14 protein-coding genes are annotated in these 19,042 nt (G+C 57.9%); 8 read left to right on the forward strand and 6 right to left on the reverse strand.

Going from position 1 to position 19,042, the window contains the following annotated elements; translation table 11 throughout:
• Positions 1-21 precede the first annotated feature (21 nt).
• From GRO01_RS04250 to GRO01_RS04260, 3 genes are all read left to right on the forward strand, one after another.
• Entirely contained in the window at positions 22-672 is a 651-nt protein-coding gene (locus tag GRO01_RS04250; protein ID WP_062508974.1) for a CMD domain protein, read from the forward strand.
• The gene (locus GRO01_RS04255) at positions 669-1,292 is read left to right on the forward strand and encodes a peroxidase-related enzyme (RefSeq protein WP_062508972.1); all 624 of its coding nucleotides are present in this window, start codon (positions 669-671) and stop codon (positions 1,290-1,292) included. Before GRO01_RS04250 ends, GRO01_RS04255 begins: the two co-directional genes overlap by 4 nt.
• Positions 1,293-1,389: 97 nt before the next feature.
• Positions 1,390-2,373 carry a putative FMN-dependent luciferase-like monooxygenase gene (locus GRO01_RS04260; RefSeq protein WP_062509067.1) on the forward strand — a complete coding sequence of 328 codons (984 nt, stop codon included), beginning with the start codon at positions 1,390-1,392 and terminating at the stop codon, positions 2,371-2,373.
• 191 nt (positions 2,374-2,564) lie between these two features.
• Here GRO01_RS04260 and GRO01_RS04265 read toward each other — a convergent pair whose 3' ends face one another.
• Positions 2,565-3,518 (reverse strand): GlxA family transcriptional regulator, encoded by a 954-nt coding sequence (locus GRO01_RS04265; protein WP_062508970.1) that lies wholly within the window; start codon positions 3,516-3,518, stop codon positions 2,565-2,567.
• Between the two features lie 77 nt (positions 3,519-3,595).
• Between GRO01_RS04265 and GRO01_RS04270 the strand changes: the two genes are divergently transcribed.
• Positions 3,596-4,090, forward strand: coding sequence for a nuclear transport factor 2 family protein (locus tag GRO01_RS04270; RefSeq protein ID WP_231490261.1), 495 nt, complete (start codon positions 3,596-3,598; stop codon positions 4,088-4,090).
• A 209-nt stretch (positions 4,091-4,299) separates the two neighbouring features.
• On the opposite strand, the gene GRO01_RS04275 is transcribed toward GRO01_RS04270, so the two are convergent.
• Positions 4,300-4,755, reverse strand: coding sequence for a hypothetical protein (locus GRO01_RS04275; RefSeq protein WP_141306812.1), 456 nt, complete (start codon positions 4,753-4,755; stop codon positions 4,300-4,302).
• A gap of 77 nt (positions 4,756-4,832) precedes the next feature.
• Here GRO01_RS04275 and GRO01_RS04280 point away from each other — a divergent pair, with 77 nt between their 5' ends.
• The 3 genes from GRO01_RS04280 to GRO01_RS04290 all read left to right on the forward strand — a co-directional run bounded on the left by GRO01_RS04280 (position 4,833) and on the right by GRO01_RS04290 (position 15,699).
• Positions 4,833-13,256, forward strand: coding sequence for a GH36-type glycosyl hydrolase domain-containing protein (locus GRO01_RS04280; RefSeq protein ID WP_231490246.1), 8,424 nt, complete (start codon positions 4,833-4,835; stop codon positions 13,254-13,256).
• A 100-nt stretch (positions 13,257-13,356) separates the two neighbouring features.
• Positions 13,357-14,223, forward strand: a complete 867-nt coding sequence (locus tag GRO01_RS04285) for a DNA/RNA non-specific endonuclease (RefSeq protein WP_062508968.1) — start codon at positions 13,357-13,359, stop codon at positions 14,221-14,223.
• Positions 14,224-14,346: 123 nt separating this feature from the next.
• Entirely contained in the window at positions 14,347-15,699 is a 1,353-nt protein-coding gene (locus tag GRO01_RS04290) for an inorganic phosphate transporter (protein WP_062508966.1), read from the forward strand.
• Positions 15,700-15,756: 57 nt separating this feature from the next.
• On the opposite strand, the gene GRO01_RS04295 is transcribed toward GRO01_RS04290, so the two are convergent.
• From GRO01_RS04295 to GRO01_RS04305, 3 genes are all read right to left on the reverse strand, one after another.
• Positions 15,757-16,767 carry an MYG1 family protein gene (locus GRO01_RS04295; protein WP_062508964.1) on the reverse strand — a complete coding sequence of 337 codons (1,011 nt, stop codon included), beginning with the start codon at positions 16,765-16,767 and terminating at the stop codon, positions 15,757-15,759.
• Positions 16,768-16,861: 94 nt separating this feature from the next.
• Positions 16,862-17,242: a VOC family protein gene (locus GRO01_RS04300; protein ID WP_062508962.1), complete on the reverse strand. Its 381-nt coding sequence runs from the start codon at positions 17,240-17,242 to the stop codon at positions 16,862-16,864.
• Between the two features lie 55 nt (positions 17,243-17,297).
• A complete protein-coding gene (locus tag GRO01_RS04305) occupies positions 17,298-17,630 on the reverse strand; it encodes a hypothetical protein (RefSeq protein WP_062508960.1) in 333 nt (110 codons plus the stop codon).
• Positions 17,631-17,803: 173 nt separating this feature from the next.
• On the opposite strand from GRO01_RS04305, the gene hpxZ reads away from it, so the two are divergent.
• On the forward strand, positions 17,804-18,205 hold the full coding sequence (gene hpxZ, locus GRO01_RS04310; protein WP_062509062.1) for an oxalurate catabolism protein HpxZ: 402 nt from the start codon (positions 17,804-17,806) through the stop codon (positions 18,203-18,205).
• A gap of 11 nt (positions 18,206-18,216) precedes the next feature.
• On the opposite strand, the gene GRO01_RS04315 is transcribed toward hpxZ, so the two are convergent.
• The gene (locus GRO01_RS04315; RefSeq protein WP_062508958.1) at positions 18,217-19,041 is read right to left on the reverse strand and encodes an ABC transporter permease; all 825 of its coding nucleotides are present in this window, start codon (positions 19,039-19,041) and stop codon (positions 18,217-18,219) included.
• Position 19,042 lies beyond the last annotated feature (1 nt).

A 19,042-nucleotide genomic window follows, 5' to 3' on the forward strand; every position in this document is an offset into this window, starting at 1 on the left:
CATTGTTTTTGGGGTGATCCGATGAGTACAGGATTTTCATTTGAAGCCGAGCCAGCTCAGGACCTTATCGACTATATCGTTGGGATCGAGAGCGGATCATGGCTCGATACTCTGAGGCGTGGACGCAACGTCCTGCGTGATAATGCCCAGCAAAGCGCGGCGCTTCTACTCAATCCGGAGCAAGATGGGAGCTTTTCAAGGACAGAGCGCCTGGCCGTCGCCTCATTCGTCGCAGGCCTGCATGGGGAACAGGACATTTATCACCTGTATCTGGGCCTTCTGGAACGGAGCGGCGAAGGTGGTGCTCTCTCCGCCGCCATCAGGCAGTTCGTACGTGATGGCAGGACAAGAGGGCCTTACGGGGCTTACCCGAAAGGGGCACTGTCTACGGAAGATCTCAATGGCCTTGTGTTCGATGTTTCTGCTGAGAAAATCGGAAAGCGACTGTCTGTCGCTCTGAAGCATGCGCATCTTCTTGTGTATCATCCGCGTGACGCATCGGCCGGTGCACTTGAGGCCCTGCAGAAGGCCGGATGGAGCGAAACGGCCATCGTGACGCTGTCCCAGCTCGTTTCGTTTCTCACTTTTCAGGTCAGGATCATTCATGGCCTGACAGTTCTGCGTCATGCCGGCCCCGCCGTAGGTCAGGGTCTTCCGGAGAGCACACCATGAGCATTATCCAACAGAACGCATCCTCCCAGGATCACCGGGAACCTGCCCTTTTCACCACGGCCCTTCTGGACTGGCATCCCTGGCTTCCGCCGCTTGAAGAAAGTGAACTGACGGAAGTTCATTATGAAGGGCTGGTGGACCGCGCCCGCGCCAAGTCTCCGTATTTCATGCTGCTGGCGCGTGATCCGCAGGTCCTCGGCGCGCGGACCCGCAGCGACAAGGACATCTTTTACAACACGGCTGGTGGACTTCCGCGCAGGGAGCGTGAACTCGCAGCAACGGCTGTCTCACGGTTCAATGGCTGCATCTACTGCGCGTCTGTTCATGCCCGTTTCAGCGAACGACAGGGCGGCTCAGCCGAGGCGCTGGCCGTCTTGCTTGCAACCGGAAGCCTGCCAGTGGATGCAACGGAGACATGGCTTCTTGTCGCGGAAGTGGCCCGTCAGATCTCGGAAACGCCCATGGGTTTTTCCTACGTGCATGTGCGCGTTCTGCGCCAGGCCGGTTTTAATGATGCGGAAATTTTCGATCTGATCAACGCGTCCTCGTTTTTCAACTGGGCGAACAGACTGATGCTGTCTCTGGGGTATCCGACCCTTCCGGTGGAAAAACAGGACTAAGAATTTCTGCGGGAAAAGGTCATTATTGCGGATGCATGGAAAGATACTCCATCCTGCGTCCGGCCGTATTGGGAACATATTGAAAGCGATTTCGACCGTGTCACGAAAACAGTTCGGATTCTTCACGCGTCTTCTGGATGCCGTCCCGGCTGCCCAGCGATATGCGCTGGCGCTTGAACAGATCAAGGCCGCAGAGGCTTATGGCTTTAAAAGCGCCTGGGTGGCGCAGCATCACTTCCATGGTGATGAAGGAGGACTTCCGTCTCCTTTTCCTTTCCTGTCCTATGTTGCGGCGAATACGTCCCGTATCCGTCTGGGGACGGGAGTGGTTACTCTCGTAATGGAAGATCCTGTGCGCGTGGCAGAAGACGCGGTCGTGACCGATATCCTGTCACAGGGACGGCTGGAAGTCGGGTTCGGCTCAGGGGGAACGCCAGCGTCCTATTCGGCATTCGGGGAGCGTTTTGAGGATCGTCATTCAACCTTCAACCGTAACCTGAATACGGTCAAATCTGCCTGGAAAGGTGAAGAGCTTTCTGGCGGCAACCATCTCTGGCCGCCCGGGACGGGACTTGAAAAGCGAAGCTGGCAGGCAACATTTTCGGCATTTGGTGGGAAAAAGGCAGGAGAAGACAGCGACGGGCTGCTGCTGTCCCGGACGCAGCCGCGCCCTCCCGGACGACCGGGTGCGAGTCTGTCGGATCTTCAGTTGCCAATCGTTGAAGCATATCTTGAAGCGCTGCCATCGGGGCAGGCACCCCGGATCCTCGCCTCACGCTCGGTTTTCGTCGCAGATGATCGCGAAGAAGCCTTCCAGCTGGCCAGAAAAGGTCTGTCGCGGCAGGTGAAAAAGTTCAGAGCAGCGGGGCATACGATTGACGATACGAACATCGAGACCCTGATCCGGACGTTTGATGTTCATCTAGGAACACCGGACGATGTCTTGGCCTCCCTGTCAAAAGACAGAACGCTCGATCATGCGACTGAAATCGCTATTCAGGTTCATTCCGTTGACCCTGAACACCATTTCATTCTTCGGTCACTGGAACTCTTTGCTACCCAGGTAGCGCCTCAATTATAGGTGGCAGGACTGAGAAACAGGCATCGCTATCGTATCCATCTGCCCATTATGCTTCTCATCCCGATGCCTTTGAACTCCTTCAGCTGTCGGAAAATCCTGTAGCGGCAATGCTGACACTGTCGGACGACAACTGGGCTCTGTTTGATGCTATCATTGCCCAGATGAGGCAATGAGGACTACCTGAGCAGTGTTCAGCCCGGACTGTTATTGGCATTTCTCCTGACAGCCTGAGGTGGCTGGTGAAACTCGCGCAGGAAGGCGCGCCGCATCCGTTCGGGATCGTGGAAGCCAGTCATGACGGCAATGGTTTCGATAGGAAGCGTAGAGCGTTCAACACGCTCCCGTGCAGCTTCCAGACGCAGCCGTTCGACCGCTCTGGCGGGGCTCATGCCTACGGCTGACCGGAAGCTGCGTGAAAAATTCCGTGGGCTCATGCCGACCTGACCGGCAAGGACATCTACGGTCAGGCGCTGCTGAAGGTTGGAGCGGATCCATCCCAGAAGCTCGGCAAAGCGTTCCTGCGTGCTCCCCATCTCAAGAAGTGCCGAGAACTGGGACTGGCCTCCGGGACGGTGATAGAAAACCACCATCTGCTGGGCCGTCCGATGTCCGATGTCTGTACCAAGATCTTCGGTTACCAACGCCAGAGCCATGTCGATGCCTGCGCTGATGCCTGCAGACGTCCAGACCGGACCATCATGCACATAGAGGGCATCTGCCGAGACCCTGACTTCCGGAAATCGTGTTTTCAGGGCATCGGCCTGTTGCCAGTGCGTGGTGGCGCGGCGCCTGTCCAGAAGACCGGCCGCTGCCAGCAGGAAAGCACCTGTACAGACACTACAGATCCGTCTTGCCGTGTCGGCCTGATGGCGGATGAAGGCCTGCAATTCCGGGCAGGACATGGCCTGTTTATGACCTTCGCCCCCGACAACGATAAGCGTGTCGAAGGATCCCGCCGCCGCGAGCAGGGTGCTCTCAAGCGCCATGCCGGAAGACGAGCGGACCAGACCTCCGTGCCGGGACAGGGGTATTATTTCGTACGCCGTGTCTCCCAATGCGCCGGCAATCTCGAAGGCCGCAGTTACTCCGGCAGCGTCGAGCAGCTGGAAGTCGGGATAAAGCAGAAGACCGATCCGTATGGGCATGTCCTGAAATGAGGGATCATTGTCCTTTCGTCAAATGCTCTTGTGGAAAACACTGACAGCTATCGGATCAGCCCGTGATCCATTCGCGAACCAGAGGCGGAATCTCCAATGTCCCGACCCCATTGCCTCCCTTCAATGCCGAAACCGCTGCCCAGAAGGTCCGCCTCGCGGAAGACGCCTGGAATGGTCAGGACCCTGAAAAAGTGGCGCTGGCCTATACGCCCGACAGTCAGTGGCGAAATCGTTCGGACTTCATCCATGGTCGAGAGGAAATTGTCGCGTTTCTGACGCGGAAATGGGAACGAGAGCAGGAATATCGGCTCATCAAGGAGCTCTGGGCGTTTCGGGACAACCGGATTGCAGTCCGCTTCGCCTATGAGTGGCAAAATCAGTCCGGGCAGTGGTTCAGGTCCCATGGAAACGAGAACTGGGAGTTCGATGAAAGCGGGCTGATGCATTACCGCGTCGCTTCAATTAACGATCAGCCTATTTTGGCTTCCAGCCGTTTATTTCACTGGCCGGAAAAACGCCGTCCGGACAGCCATCCGGGTCTTGCTGAACTGGGGCTCTAACTCGCCGGGAATGGTTTCTGGTGTTCGTAAGTATGACACAATAGGCTACTGGAGGTTGACCTAAGGTCAGGCTGAGCCGGAACTGGGAAGCGACAGATGCCGTGCCCAGTGACGGGGCCAGACTGCGCGATGGCTTGCAGATTAAATACCAAGAGGATTTTATTGAAAAGCATGGTTTGTCTTAAATATCAATCGCAAGAATGCGCATCTCAATCACCAACATTCTCTATAATACGCACCCGTTTTCTGTTCCTGGAGCAGATCAGCACTGACGCATAGAAAATCAAGGCATGAGCTGTCTGCGCCGCTCCCAACATAGAGCTAATCTCATTCATCAAATCTAAAATCATCACACCCCAGCCTCTCTCAATACTTTTCATCCTTTTGGGATGAATGGTGTAACAAATGTCCGCGAAACAATATGACATAGAGAGAAAACAGAAACTTAAATATTCATATCTAATACCTTCATGGAAAGAAAAAGTGATTAAAATATAAAGCGTAATATAAGAACCTGTGATCAAGAATATTGTTCTTATCTCTGTTTCCGGCAGCTGGATGGTTTTCCGTCCTTTATGTGAAGGCAATACAGATGTCGATCGCAGCAGAACTAAACAGAATTCAGAAAGTTTTGGCATCGGACATGCCACGATTTCTGAAGTCACCAACTGGCAAGAGTGCTTCTTACCACTGCTGGGCAAATGAAAATCCCATCCGGGCAGATCTGTTTGGACTGGACCGTATGCGTCTGCATGCTCACAGTCTGGCGGCTTCACATGCTGAGACTGTGCTATCGGGATATGGGAACCCGCTTATTGCGCGTCTGAACGACGATGCGCGCGTTCTGCAGAAAGCCAATATTGCCCTGTCTCATGCCTCCGAGCAGGGGAAACAGCTGACGCCTGCCGCTGAATGGCTGATCGACAACTATTACCTGATGGACATGCAGATCCAGACCATCAAGGTCGAACTGCCTGCCGGATATTACCGCGACCTTCCGAAACTGGTTGATGGCGTCTTTGCCGGGCTTCCACGGGTGTTCGAAATCGCCTGGGCTCTGGCAGCACATACCGATAGCCATATCGATATTACAACAATCCGCGGCTTCCTTGAAACATATCAGCAGACGCAGCCGCTTCTCATCCGCGAACTCTGGGCGGTGCCGATCAATATCCGGATCGTCCTGATCGAAAACCTGCGTCGCATCTCCCAGAAAATCAGTGACGACCTGCAGGCGCGTGAGAAAGCGGATGTGCTGGCTGATGCGCTGATGGAGAGTGGTGGGGCAAGCGGAGCACAGACCATGCGTGTCCTGGCAGGTGTCGAGACCGCGACGCTTACGCCTGAATTTCTTGTTCAGTTTGCGCATCGCCTACGGGGACATGATCCCCAGAAAGACCCAGCATTTCTGTGGCTTGACGGTGTGCTTCAGGAAAGAGGGACAGACCTTGAAACGGTCGTCCATGCTGAAATGCAGGAACAGGGCGCACTAAATGCGACGATCCGCAATATCATCAACAGTATCAGGTTAACGACAACAACTGACTGGAATGACCTTGTCGAAGACGTCAGTCTGGTCAGTCGGATACTGTCTGCCCATGGCCAGTTTTCCGGAATGGATTTCACGACCCGGCATCTGTACTGCCGTGCGGTCGAAAAACTGGCGAAGGGATCGCGGTTTTCAGAATGCGATATTGCCAGTCTTGCGGTCGCAAAAGCCCAAGATGCGCGACTGGGAGAGAGCGTCGATCCAAGGCGGACGGACCCCGGATATTACCTGATTGCCGAAGGGCGCTCCGCTCTGGAAGAAGAACTGTCATTCCGCGCGCCCCTGCGTGTGCAGATCGGAAAAGCCTGCCGGAAGCTGGGAATTACCGGATACAGCGTCGCGGTTACGCTCCTGACGCTGCTTCTGCTGTCCGGATTCCTCTCGCTCATGAACGCTTACCTACCGGGACGCGCTTTCCTCCTGCTGCTCATCCTTGGATTTATTCCGGCTTCGGATGCTGTGGTTTCAGGGATGAACCGGTTCCTGATGTGGGCCATCACGGTCTCCGAACTTCCGGCGCTGGAGCTCAAGGCAGGCATTCCTCCAGAGCTGCGCACGATGGTTGTCGTGCCAACGCTCCTGACGCGGCGAGAGGCAGTTTCGGAAATGGTGGATCGGCTGGAAAAGCATTATCTGGCCAGCCGGGACGGAGATATCAGCTTTGCGCTTCTGACGGACTGGACGGACTGCGATTCCGAACATCGGGCGGGAGATGAAGACCTGTTGGAACAGGCCGTCAAGGGGATCGCGCGACTAAACCGGACTTATGGTTCTCCGGATCAGGAGGCGGATCGCTTCCTGCTCCTGCACCGGCGCCGTATCTGGGCGGCAGGTGAGGGGAAATGGATCGGCTGGGAGCGTAAACGCGGCAAGCTGCATGAACTGAACCGGCTTCTGCGCGGGGCATCGGATACGAGCTTCATACCGCTTGCAGGACAGCACATCCCGCAGAATGTACGATATATTGTCACGCTCGATAGCGACACGCGCCTGCCTTACGAAGTGGTGCGTCGTCTGGTCGGAAAACTGGCCCATCCTCTCAACCGGGCCAGCTTCAACCAGGAACTTGGGCGCGTTGTTGAAGGATACGGTATTCTTCAGCCACGTGTGACGCCTTCGCTGCCAAAAACGCGGAGCAGCACGCTGTTTCAGCGGGTCTTTTCGAGCCCCAATGGGATCGAGCCTTATACGGCTGCCGTCTCAGATCTGTACCAGGACATGTTTTCCGAAGGGTCTTTTGCGGGCAAGGGGATCTATGACGTTGATGCCTTTGAGGCAGCTCTGGCAGGACGCGTGCCGGAAGAAACGCTTCTGAGCCATGACCTGTTCGAAGGCGTCTTTGCCAGGGCCGGACTTGTCACCGATGTTGAGGTCATTGAGGAATTTCCGACGGATTATCTGGTGTCGGCGTCCCGGCTGCATCGCTGGACGCGGGGAGACTGGCAGCTACTGCCATGGATTTTCTCCTGGATGGGCAGGCTCCCGACAATTGGGATGCGTCCCAATCCCATGACCGGTATTGCGCGCTGGAAGATGCTGGACAATCTGAGGCGCAGTCTTTCAGCGCCAATGGCTGTGGCGGCATTGTTCGCCGGATGGATGCTTGGGGGGCATGACGCATTCGTTTGGACCTCGTGCATCGTGGCAACCGTAGCCATTCCGGCCGTTCTGCCGCTGCTGATTGACGCCTTCCAGTACCGGCAGGGTGAAACGGTGGACAGCTATCTTGCCCTGCTGGGTGCGGATCTGAAACGGACGGTCCTGACGACCGGGCTCTGCCTCGTGTTTCTTGCCGATCAGGCCTGCCTGATGGGAGACGCGATTGTCCGCACACTTGTGCGCGTATTCATCACGCGCAGGCATCTCCTGCAATGGGTAACGGCCGCGCAGGCAGCGGAGGCACCGCGCGAGAGTATTGTAGGATATGTGCGCCAGATGGGCGGCGCCATTCTTCTTGGAATTATCGCGTTCGGACTGATGCCGCTTATGGCGCCGGGTGTCTGGCTCGTCATGCTGCCTTTTGCCTGTATCTGGGCTCTGTCACCTCTCATGGCGTGGAAGGCAAGCCAGTACAACGTGTCCGCCCGCAGGCTTGAGGCGACTGCTGAAGAAACCACGTTTCTGCGTATGCAGGCCCGGCGGACATGGCGGTATTTCGAAACCTTCGTTACTGCATCCGATCATTTCCTGCCGCCCGATAATTTTCAGGAAGAACCGAAAGGTCTGCTGGCTCGGCGGACGTCGCCAACGAATATGGGGCTCTACCTTCTTTCCGTTACCGCTGCGCATGATTTTGGCTGGATCGGCATGACCGAGGCCGTGGAGCGGGTGCGCGAAACGCTCGGCACGATGGCGCGGCTTCCACGCTTCAAGGGGCATTTCTACAACTGGTACAGCACGGAAGATCTTTCCGTCATGATGCCGGTTTATGTCTCGACCGTGGACAGCGGCAACCTGGCGGGGCATCTCATTGCTCTGGGTCAGACGCTTATGGAGTGGCAGCGTAAGGGCCGTTCCCCGGACGGGTGGCGCTCTGGCGTTCAGGATGCCCTGAACCTGGCGAAAGAGGAACTGATGTCCGGTAGTGACGTCTTCCGTTCGGAGGACATCGCCCATGACATTCATGCTCTTCTGCATGAACTGGCAGAGAATGCCGTAGGAGAGAACTTCGTTGAGCAAAGGCTTGGTGTCCTCGTCACGCATGTCGAGGAAACCCTCCGGCACCTGAGCGGAATGGCGGAACGCAGGACGTCCGAGAAGGATGCGGTTTGCATGACAGGAGCAGAGAATGTCCTGTTCTGGCTTCATGCTGCCCAGCACGCCATACGCAGCGATCAGAAGGATAATGGCGCCGGAACACGGACCATCACGCTGTTGCAGGAGCTGGCGACGCAGGCCCGCAGCATGGCGCTGGATATGGAGTTCGGATTTCTGCGTAACCGGGAGCGTGGGCTGCTGTCCATCGGCTTTATCGTCAATGACGGAACGTTGGATGACAACTGCTACGATCTGCTGGCATCGGAAGCCCGGCTGGCGGCGTTTTTCGCAGTCGCAAAAGGCGATATTCCAGCGCGGGACTGGTTCAGGCTGGGGCGGCCTGTAGCGGCCGTAGCGCGTGGAGAAGCGCTGGTGTCCTGGTCGGGCTCCATGTTTGAATATCTCATGCCGTCGCTGATCATGGCGGCCCCGTTTGACAGTCTTCTCGAAGGCACCAGCCGGCAAATCGTCAGGCGCCAGATCGAATATGGGCAGGCGCGTGAAACGCCTTGGGGAATTTCGGAATCAGCCTATAACGCGCGCGATCTGGACTACAATTATCAGTATTCCAATTTCGGCGTACCGGGCCTCGGGATGAAGCGCGGGCTTGCCCAGAACCTCGTAATTGCACCCTACGCAACGGCGCTGGCTGCAATGGTCGATGCACGTAAAGCAGTGGCGAATTTCCTGCGCCTTGAGGGGCTCGGGGCCCAGGGGGCTTTCGGATTTTACGAAGCGCTTGATTATACGAAGGAGCGTCTTCAGCCCGGCGAAAAGGTTGCGATCATCCAGTCCTACATGGCGCATCATCAGGGGATGTCCATTCTGGCATTCGCAGACAGCGTGCTGGAAGGGGTCATGCGCAGGCGCTTTCATGCGGAGCCCATGATCGGCGCGGCCGAACTCCTGCTACAGGAGCGCGCTCCGACCGGTGGCGCCATCACGAGACCGCTGAAAGAGGAAAAACTGCTTCCGCCACCTGTTTCCACAGGTCAGGCGCCCGGTGGTCGTCACATTACGCTGGATGTCCGTGCAGCACCTGTCACGCATCTGCTGTCGAACGGCCGGTACAGCGTCATGCTGACGGCCGCGGGTTCCGGCTATAGTCGGTGGGATGGGCAAGCAGTGACGCGGTGGCGTGAAGATGGAACGCTCGATAACTGGGGGAGCTATATCTATCTCAAGGATATCGGCCGCGGCCGCGTCTGGTCGGCGGGTCTCCAGCCCTGCGGCGTTGAAGCGGATCATTCGAGTGTCGAGTTCCGGGAAGACCGGGCCACATATCTGCGGCAGGATGGTGAACTGACGACAGCAATGGATGTGCTGGTCTCGGCGGAAGATGACGCTGAACTGCGCCGCGTTGCCGTCAGCAATACGGGTCTTGCACCGGTTGAGATCGAGGTGACGTCCTATGTCGAACTGGCGCTGTGCCCGCAGGATGCGGATCTGGCGCATCCAGCCTTTGCAAAAATGTTTGTCCAGACGGAATATCTTCCATCCCGTCGCGTCATCATCGCAACGCGGCGGCGTCGCAGCCCGGGTGAACAGGAAATCTGGGCTGCCTGCCTGATCGTCGGTGGTGGTGCATTGTCGATCGAGACGGATCGGGCGCGGTTTGTGGGGCGTGGCCGTGATCTTCGGACCCCCTGTGAGTTGCAGGGACGAACGGAACTGTCCGGCAGTACTGGGACCGTACTGGACCCTGTTTTTGCGGCGCGTTGCCGACTGAGCATTCCGTCACGTGCCACGCGCAAGCTGTCATTCTGGACGATCGTTTCCTCCACGCGTGCCGGACTGATGGAGAGCATCGAGCGGCATCAGGACCCGGCGGATCTTGACCGCGCGCTGACACTCGCCTGGACACATGCACAGGTCCAGCTGCGGCATCTTGATATCCGGCCGACACAGGCAGATTTGTTCCAGCAGCTGGCTGGAGCACTGCTATATGCAGGCCCGATGCTGCGGGCGTCGCCCGAGCGTATCAGACGTGGTGCGGGACAGCAGACCGATCTCTGGGGGCAGGGCATTTCCGGTGATCTGCCAATCCTGCTGCTCGTCGTAAGCGAAAGCGAGGACTTCGAACTCGCGCGCACGGTGCTCAGGGCGCATGAATATTTCCGCATCAAGGCGCTGGCGGTCGATGTCGTCATCCTGAATGAGCATCAGACGTCTTATGCACAGGAGCTTCAGCAGGCGCTCGAAACCCTTGTGCGCTCGTCATCGATGGGTGGAGGTGCCGGAGCGGTCCGTCTGCTCAGGGGCAGTCTGATGTCTGCTGCCGTGAAGGAACTCCTGTTTTCTGCGGCGCGCGTGGTGCTGTCCGGCAAAGGCGGCAGCCTGCAATACCAGCTTACCCAGGCGGAAGCGGCCCGTTACGGGAAGGTGGAGACGGCAAAAGGCTCATTCTGCCGGGCCTACAGGGCCTCGGGAGAGGCGCCATCTCTACCGGAACTCGAACTCGCAAACGGGCATGGCGGTTTTACGACTGGGGGCACGGAATATGCCGTGATCCTGCGTGGGCGGCGTACGACGCCGGCTCCGTGGATCAATGTGGTGTCAAACCCGCATTTCGGATTTCAGGTTTCGGCGGAGGGCAGTGGCTATACATGGTCGGGCAACAGCCGCGAAAACCAACTGACGCCCTGGAGCAACGATCCGGTCAGTAATCCGACCGGAGAGGCCTTCTATTTGTGTGATGAGGAAAATCAGGTTTTCTGGTCGCCGCTTGCCGCGGTCTGCCATGACGAAGCTGCGGTTTATGTCGCGTATCACGGGCGGGGATACAGCCGGTTTGAACGGGTCGCGGGAGGGATTGCCAGCACAATTGTGCAATATGTACCGCAGGATGATCCGGTCAGAATTTCCCGGCTCCATCTGGTAAACCGGTCGTCTCATACGCGGACGCTGCGTGTAACGGCTTATGTGGAATGGGTGCTGGGACGTGCCCGTTCGTCGTCAGCGCCTTTCGTGACGTCGGAACTTGATGCGCAGACCGGTGCTGTTCTGGCGCGGAATGTCTGGGGCGACACATTTGGAGACTGCGTGGCCTTTGCGGATTTCCAGGGACGTCAGACATCCTGCATGGATGACCGGGCGGCATTCATAGGTCGCAATGGAAGCCTTTCTGCACCTTCCGCGATTATACAGGGCGGTGATCTTGCAGGGATCATCGGGGCTGGTGTCGATCCATGCGCGGCTCTGCAGAGTGTCATGACCCTGCCGCCGGGCGGTGAAGCTGAGATCGTTTTCCTGCTGGGACAGGGTAGAAATACTGAACATGCCCGGGAGCTGGTGACGAAATACCGGACTGCTGATCTGGATACCGTGCTTGAAGAGGTAAAGCAGGGCTGGCGGTCAGTTACAGACGCCATTCAGGTTCGCACCCCCGACCGGGCAATGGACATCATGCTCAACGGCTGGCTGCTGTATCAGTCACTGTCGAGCCGCATCTGGTCCCGGGCGGGCTTTTATCAGGCAAGTGGAGCCTATGGCTTCCGCGATCAGCTTCAGGACGGGATGTCGCTTGTCACGTCTGTCCCTGCGCTGGTCCGGGAGCATTTGCTCCGTGCGGCATCCCGGCAGTTTGTGGAAGGGGACGTGCAACACTGGTGGCTGCCCCAGAAAGGCAACGGTGTGCGGACGCGGATTTCCGACGACTGCGCATGGCTGGCCTTCACGGTGGCACAATACGTACGTGTAAGCGGTGACAGGTCCGTTCTGGATGAGGAAGTGCCATTTCTGGGCGCTCCCGTGCTTGCTGCGGACGAACATGAACGGTTCCTCCAGCCGGAAACGACGGAACGGACAGCCTCGCTTTACGAGCATTGTGCGCTGGCGCTGAATCACAGCCTGAAATGGGGCACTCACGGCCTGCCACTCATGGGCACCGGAGACTGGAACGACGGGATGAACCGTGTCGGCGAAGCAGGGCGTGGAGAAAGCGTCTGGCTTGGCTGGTTCCTGTCATCGGCACTGAAAGCGTTCATCCCGCTGGCAGAAGCTCGGGGCGATCAGGGGCATGTGACGCTGTGGGAAAAGGCACTTGAGGATCTGAAGGGCGCGCTGGAAAAATCCTGGGACGGGGACTGGTATCTCCGTGCCTATTTCGATGATGGCAGCCCGTTGGGAAGTCATCTGAACCGGGAGGGACGGATTGACGCAATTGCACAGTCCTGGGCCGTGATTTACGGAATGGGTGACCCGGAGAGGGCACAACGGGCCATGCAGGCTGTCCGGGAACAGCTGGTCCGGCTGAATGACGAGATCATCATGGTGCTGACGCCACCGTTTGATACGTCTGAGCCCGATCCCGGCTATATCCGCGGATATCCGCCCGGTGTGCGGGAAAACGGAGGGCAATACACCCATGCGGCGCTCTGGACGGTCATGGCGACGGCTCTCTTGGGAGATGGCGCGGCCGCTCATGAGATGTTTGCGACGATCAATCCGGTGCATCATGCCCGTGATGCCGCTGCTGCTGAACGGTACAGGCTGGAGCCTTATGTCGTTGCTGCGGATGTCTATTCCGCTGCCCCGCATGTCGGACGGGGAGGGTGGTCCTGGTATACGGGTTCCGCTGGATGGATGCAGCGCGTGGGTACAGAGATCCTGCTAGGCGTGCGGATTGAGGATGGCAAACTGTTCCTGTCGCCCTGCATTCCGCCGGAATGGCCGGGCTTTGAAGTCACCCTGCGTTGGAAGACGGCCACCTACCGGATTGAGGTCACAAATCCGGAGCATGTCAGCCGTGGCTCCCTGGAGATTGTCGAGAACGGGAACCGCCTGACAAAGGATGCTCCAGTGCTTCTACAGGATGATGGAGCGCAGCACGTGATTGCGGCCGTCATGCGAGGTTCATAAAAACGAATTGTAAAATCAATCAGTTGTATGGAGGAAGATGATCCATTAACACCGGGCTAACCCGGAACGGATGATGTAAGACCGGGCATGTGAGACGCTGTTGAAATATTTTCTGTATCTTCCGGTTCTGGCTTCCTTTTTCGTGCTGCCGGCGAAGGCCGACACGTGTCCGGCAATGTTCGCGGAAGGGGCCGCACCTGCGGTATTGCTGGAAACAGCCCGGATTGGCACGGTGCAGCTCTGCAATTCCGGTTATGCCGTTCTTGTTTCGGAAGGCAGCAAAGGCCCTCTCTGGTCAGCCGAGGATCTGACGGAAGAAAATCTGGAAATTGCAGACCGGACACGCCGTCAGGGCAGTTTTTTCGTCGATACACGACTGCCCTTTACCATGCGCGCTTCGCTCGAGGATTATCGATCTTCAGGTTACGACCGCGGTCACATGACGCCGAGTGGCGATGAAGCGGGAGTTCAAGCGCAACAGCAGTCATTCCTACTCTCGAACATCGTTCCGCAGACGGCGGAGCTGAACCGTGGCCCTTGGGAAGGGGTAGAAAGTGCGGTGAGGGGATGGGCGCGGCAGGAAGGGGAAATCTTCGTCGTAACTGGTCCCGGATATGATCCGGATCATATCCGAACTCTCGGAAAAGGCCGTATCCCGGTTCCAGCCGTGACATGGAAAGCAATCTACGATCCGGCAGCCAATGGAACCGGAGCCTATGTCTGTCTGAACACGCGTCATCCAACCTGCAAAATCACGAGCGTGGCTCTGCTGACCCAACTGGTAAATATTGATCCGTTTCCTGCTCTTCCGGCCTCGCTGAAGGATCATGTCAGTGCCATGCCGCCGATCCGGGAGACAGCGGAAGCGCTTTCGAAACGGCCACAGGCGAAAGAACTTTTGAAAGAATGGGGATCTAAGGCAGCACAGAAGGCCCTCAAGGCGCTTGTCAAAGCGCTTATTCAGTAAAATTCTTCTGTGCAAAAAGCTGAGGTTAGTTGTTGTGAAGATTTTATGAAAAGCAGAAACGTCACAATCAAAATTGATTAAGATGGATTAAGGCGGGGTTCAAAATAACGGAAACCGGACACTATGCTCCATTTTGATCCTTCTTCGGCTGCTTCGCTCATTGCGCTGTGCCTGTGCTTTGTTCTGGTCTGTGTATTTGAATTTGCCAATGGCTTTCATGACACGGCCAATGCCGTTGCAACCGTCATCTATACCAATTCGCTGAAGCCGACCGTCGCAGTCGTCTGGTCGGGACTGATGAACCTTCTGGGCGTGATCCTGGGCGGCATTTCCGTCGCTTACGCGCTCGTGGAGCTTCTGCCGCCGGATGTTCTCTCGCCTCCCAGTGGCAACCCGGCCGTTCCGATGCTGGTCGCGCTGTTCGGGACCGCCCTGGCCTGGAACCTGATGACCTGGTGGTTCGGGATTCCGAACTCGTCCTCGCACTGTGTCATCGGATCGCTGGTCGGCATTGCGATTGGTGACTCCTTTGTTCATGCCCGCGAACTCGGCCACAGTGTGGACTGGAGCCAGATCTGGAAGGTGCTGAGTGCGCTTGCCGTATCTCCTCTGTTGGGCTTTGTCGGCGCGCTTTTGCTGTATTTCCTCATCAAATCCCTCGTAAAGATGCCGGAAATGTACAAGGCGCCCATGCCGGAGCAGAAACCGAACCCGATCGTTCGGGCCGTGCTGGTCCTGACCTGCACGCTGGTCAGCTTCTCCCATGGTAGCAATGACGGTCAGAAAAGCATCGGCCTCATCATGCTGACGATCATCGGAATCATGCCTGCCGCCTTCGCGCTCAACCCGGCTTCTCCGGTCAGTATCGAGCAGATTCGTCAGGATGCGCAGCAGGCCCTGCCGCTGGTGACGCAGTATGATCGCTACTCGTTCAAGGGAGATGCCGTTGCCTCAATCCACCGTCTTTCCCAGACGGGCGAACCGGCCGAAGCGCCGTCAGAACTGCGCGGCGATGTGTATCAGGTTCTGTCCGGCCTGCGTTCTGTTGCGGCCAACCCGGCTGCCTCGGATGCCGATAAGAAACTCGCGTCCCATCTCGCTGCCGAACTGCGCCCGACCGTTGAATATGCGCCCGGCTGGGTGCGTCTGCTGAGTGCGCTGTGCCTCGGTATCGGAACGATGGTCGGTTACAAGCGCATTGTCCGCACACTGGGTGAGGGGATCGGCACAACACATCTGACACCGGCACAGGGTGCGGCGTCAGAAGTCGTTGGCGCCGGGCTGATCATGACGGCTGGCTATACCGGTCTGCCGGTCTCGACCACGCACATCATCACGTCCGGTGTTGCCGGAACGATGGTGGCTGCCGGGTCGGGGATCAATAAGAAGATGCTGACGAAGATCGTCATGGCATGGCTGCTGACACTGCCGGTAACGGTCTGTGTGGCGGCAGCGGTTTTCTATCTTCTGGTCTGACTGGAAAAAATACAGGAAGGGGGGCGCGAGGATCTGTCATCGCGTCCCCCTTTTATTTCAAACCCCGGCGATCTGGAGTGCCAGCTGTGCCATGCGGATGGCGCCTTCACGGCTTCCCGCCCCGCAGATGAAACGGGCAGGGTGGGCAAACACGGCATCGGAGACACCGGAGACTGTGGTCAGCTTTTCACGCTCCAGTCCGCCCCAAGCTTCTGGCAGGGAGACGCGCTGCCCGAAATCGCCGCGAACGGGCGGGACGGCCTTGACGTTCCACTGTTCCGGGCCGGCAGGAGAGACCACATAAACGACCGGCAACTCATGCTCGAAAATGACCTTTTCGGTCGGCATGCCGGTGCCCATGACGAGGATGCGCTTGTCTTCAGCATTTTCATAAGCTGCCAGAACGCGGTCCGTCGCCTTGAGGCTGGCGCGGACACGATCCACCACGTTGGTCAGGTGCGATGCGACGGCCGTAGCGGCATTTGCGAAACCAAGCGATTCACGGGCGCGCGCTTCCTGCCGTCCATAGACTTCGGCCGTGTCCCAAGGCGGGCTGCAGGCGGAGACGATATCCGCCAGCGAGAGCTTGCCCATTTTGACCACGCCATTGTCGTCCTGATCGATCGGCAGGATCAGGGATTTGTCGAGGCTCTTCCAGATCAGATCCACAGTCGCGTCATCAACCGGGGTCTTCAGGATATTGCGGATGGCAGCGTGACCGTAATCCTTCCACAGCAGACCGGCGGCGCTGTAGGGCGTGCCGTCTTCGCGCAGCGGCTTGTCCTTCATGTGGTGATCGTAGCGGCCATGTGGGGGGTCATAGAGACCGCCGACGTCAAAGACGATATCGGCCGATTTGATGATGTCCGGATTGCGGGTCCGGATGAAGGTCAGGCGATCGACAGATTTTTCGTCAAGAACGCGCGCGCGCAGGTCGCCATGCGGGGCGAGAGCATAGTGCAGGATGACATAGCCCATGGTCTCATCGACGTGGAAATTGCCCGAATGGGTGAGAGCCGTGACCGGCGCTGCACTGTTTTCGAGACCAATGGGAGTATGTTCGGACATCTGGAAAAACCTGTGGCAGGGAAAAGGACGTGTTGGCCCCTTTCATGCCGCAGGGCAGCCCGGCAGACAACCTTGCTGCCGGGATTGGTTGGTTTCAGGCGGCCTTGTACATCGCGCAGAGCTTGTTGCCATCCGGATCGCGCAGATAGGCCAGATACAGGTCGCCCATCGACGTGTGACGGATGCCGGGCGGATTTTCGATGGCCTCACCACCGTTTTCCACGCCAGCCTTGTGCCAGGCATTGACCTGTTCAGCGCTGTTCATCGCGAAACCGATCGTCCCGCCATTGGCGGCCGTGGCAGGTTCTCCGTTCAGCGGCCTGGTGATGATCAGACGGCCACCGGCATGAACATAAGCCAGGCGGCCCTTGTCGTTGGGTTCCGCGGGCTTGCAGCCGATAACGCCAAGGGTCGCATTATAGAATTTCTTGGAGCGGGCAATGTCATTGCTCCCCAGCATGATGTGGCTGAACATGAAAACTCATTCCTCCATGGGGCAAGGCGGCCAGCAGAAATGCTGACCTGCGCCTTCAGTCGATATTGATGTTGCGGATACCGCCCGGGATGCGGGTCTTTGAATTGCGCGGCACGAATGAAAGACTGGTTGTGTTGTAATCCGGATTTTCTGCCATGGCCTGAAGCGTCATGTCGTCGCGCACGTCCAGCGGGCGGTCATGGCCGCCATTATCCTTGCGAATTTTGGCCGCACAGATATTGGCGGCGGTCGCAAAGGGATTGTCATTGCCATTGGCGCCGGTCAGCATCTGCTCACGGATGCATTTGCTGTCGGTATGTCCTGTCACCCATGGCACTGCGGAGCAGGAGGCAAGAAGAAGCAGGCCGGGAAGAAGGACGTAACGCATGACAGAAACCTACTCGTGACGGGAATGGGAGTAAAGCGCATGGAAATGCAGGGTCTGACCGACTATTGGCTCCCGACTTCCGGAAAGGTCAATGCCTTTGATCGATCCGCAGGATGGTGGTTCTTTTGAACGATCTGGTGTTCTCTTACAGACATGACTTGTGGAGAATGACCATGAACCCAGCCGAATATCCCGTTCTGAACGATCAGGGCGTCCTCAACGAAGTGACGGCCATGTCGGACCGTTACGAAAAAGCCCTTGGGGAGAACGCGCTGCTGGAACTGGACGCGCTTTTTTACAATGGCGCTGAGACGGTGCGTTATGGGGTTGGCGAAAATCTTTACGGGTTTGACGAGATCCAGGCCTTCCGCCGGAACAGGACTGGCGGTTCTCCGCCGCGTGAAGTTCTGCGGCGGGTGGTGACAGCCATTGGAAAAGACGTGGCAACGGTTGATCTGGAGTTCCAGCGGATCGGGTCGGACCGGATCGGGCGACAGAGCCAGACCTGGTTCCGGTCGCCCGAGGGCTGGAAGATCATCGCAGCCCATGTGTCGCTGATGGGGACCATATCGTAACTCTGGAAAGATCAGCTTCCGCTGGAGACATATCCGGCCACGGCCCGCTGCCAGGCGAAAACCATGACGCCGAGAAACGCGAATCCCGCGGCTGGCGAGAGAGCACCGATCCAGATCGGCAGACCGAGCGGGTCCGGATGGTGGAGGCAGAACAGGGCCGGGTAGTAGCAGACAGCAGCGAGCGGCAGGACGAAGGTGATGAAGCGCCGCAGCCAGCGGCCGAACATGGTCAGCGGGTACTGTCCGGCTTCCACACCGCCATAGGTCAGGACGTTGACGACTTCCAGACCTTCAACGGTGATGAAGCACAGGGCTGCCTGTCCGATCAGGACGCCAAGGAACATGGCCGCCCCGCCCGCAACGGCCCAGGGCAGCACGAGCAGCGCGCTCCACTGCACATGCGGGGCGAGCCACAAACCGGCAACAAGCACAAAAAGCCCCTGAAGGAAGCGTCCGATCGGACGCAGGCGCAGTTCGTGTCCCAGAAGCAGGAGCAGCGTCGAGCGCGGACGCAGGAGCAGGCGGTCGAAACTGCCAGTCCTGACATATTCCCCGCCAAAGACCTCGAACCCCCGCCCCAGCGTTTCGGCCACGGCGAAAGCCACGTTCACCAGACCGTACAGAGCGGCGACCGTGCCGATATCCCATCCCGCGATGCTGCCAAAGCGATGAAACAGGCTCCAGATACCGAAGAAGCTGAGGAGCGTCGTAACGAAATTGCCGATGGCTTGGATTATGAACGTCCCGGGATAGCGCAGCTGCGCCACGATTGAGGCGCCGGCCATCCGCCGATACAGCCCGACCGGGCCGAGTGTGCGGGAAGGGGAATGTGGCATG

Source organism: Gluconobacter roseus NBRC 3990, assembly GCF_006538885.1.
Classification (GTDB): domain Bacteria; phylum Pseudomonadota; class Alphaproteobacteria; order Acetobacterales; family Acetobacteraceae; genus Gluconobacter; species Gluconobacter roseus.

Bases quoted from the DNA above. Each gene is read 5' to 3' on its own strand.
- hpxZ (WP_062509062.1), top strand. From the start codon at position 17,804: ATGAACCCAGCCGAATATCCCGTTCTGAACGATCAGGGCGTCCTCAAC.
- GRO01_RS04265 (WP_062508970.1), bottom strand. From the start codon at position 3,518: ATGCCCATACGGATCGGTCTTCTGCTTTATCCCGACTTCCAGCTGCTC.
- GRO01_RS04305 (WP_062508960.1), bottom strand. From the start codon at position 17,630: ATGCGTTACGTCCTTCTTCCCGGCCTGCTTCTTCTTGCCTCCTGCTCC.
- GRO01_RS04250 (WP_062508974.1), top strand. From the start codon at position 22: ATGAGTACAGGATTTTCATTTGAAGCCGAGCCAGCTCAGGACCTTATC.
- GRO01_RS04290 (WP_062508966.1), top strand. From the start codon at position 14,347: ATGCTCCATTTTGATCCTTCTTCGGCTGCTTCGCTCATTGCGCTGTGC.
- GRO01_RS04300 (WP_062508962.1), bottom strand. From the start codon at position 17,242: ATGTTCAGCCACATCATGCTGGGGAGCAATGACATTGCCCGCTCCAAG.
- GRO01_RS04295 (WP_062508964.1), bottom strand. From the start codon at position 16,767: ATGTCCGAACATACTCCCATTGGTCTCGAAAACAGTGCAGCGCCGGTC.
- GRO01_RS04280 (WP_231490246.1), top strand. From the start codon at position 4,833: ATGCGTCTGCATGCTCACAGTCTGGCGGCTTCACATGCTGAGACTGTG.
- GRO01_RS04255 (WP_062508972.1), top strand. From the start codon at position 669: ATGAGCATTATCCAACAGAACGCATCCTCCCAGGATCACCGGGAACCT.
- GRO01_RS04315 (WP_062508958.1), bottom strand. From the start codon at position 19,041: ATGCCACATTCCCCTTCCCGCACACTCGGCCCGGTCGGGCTGTATCGG.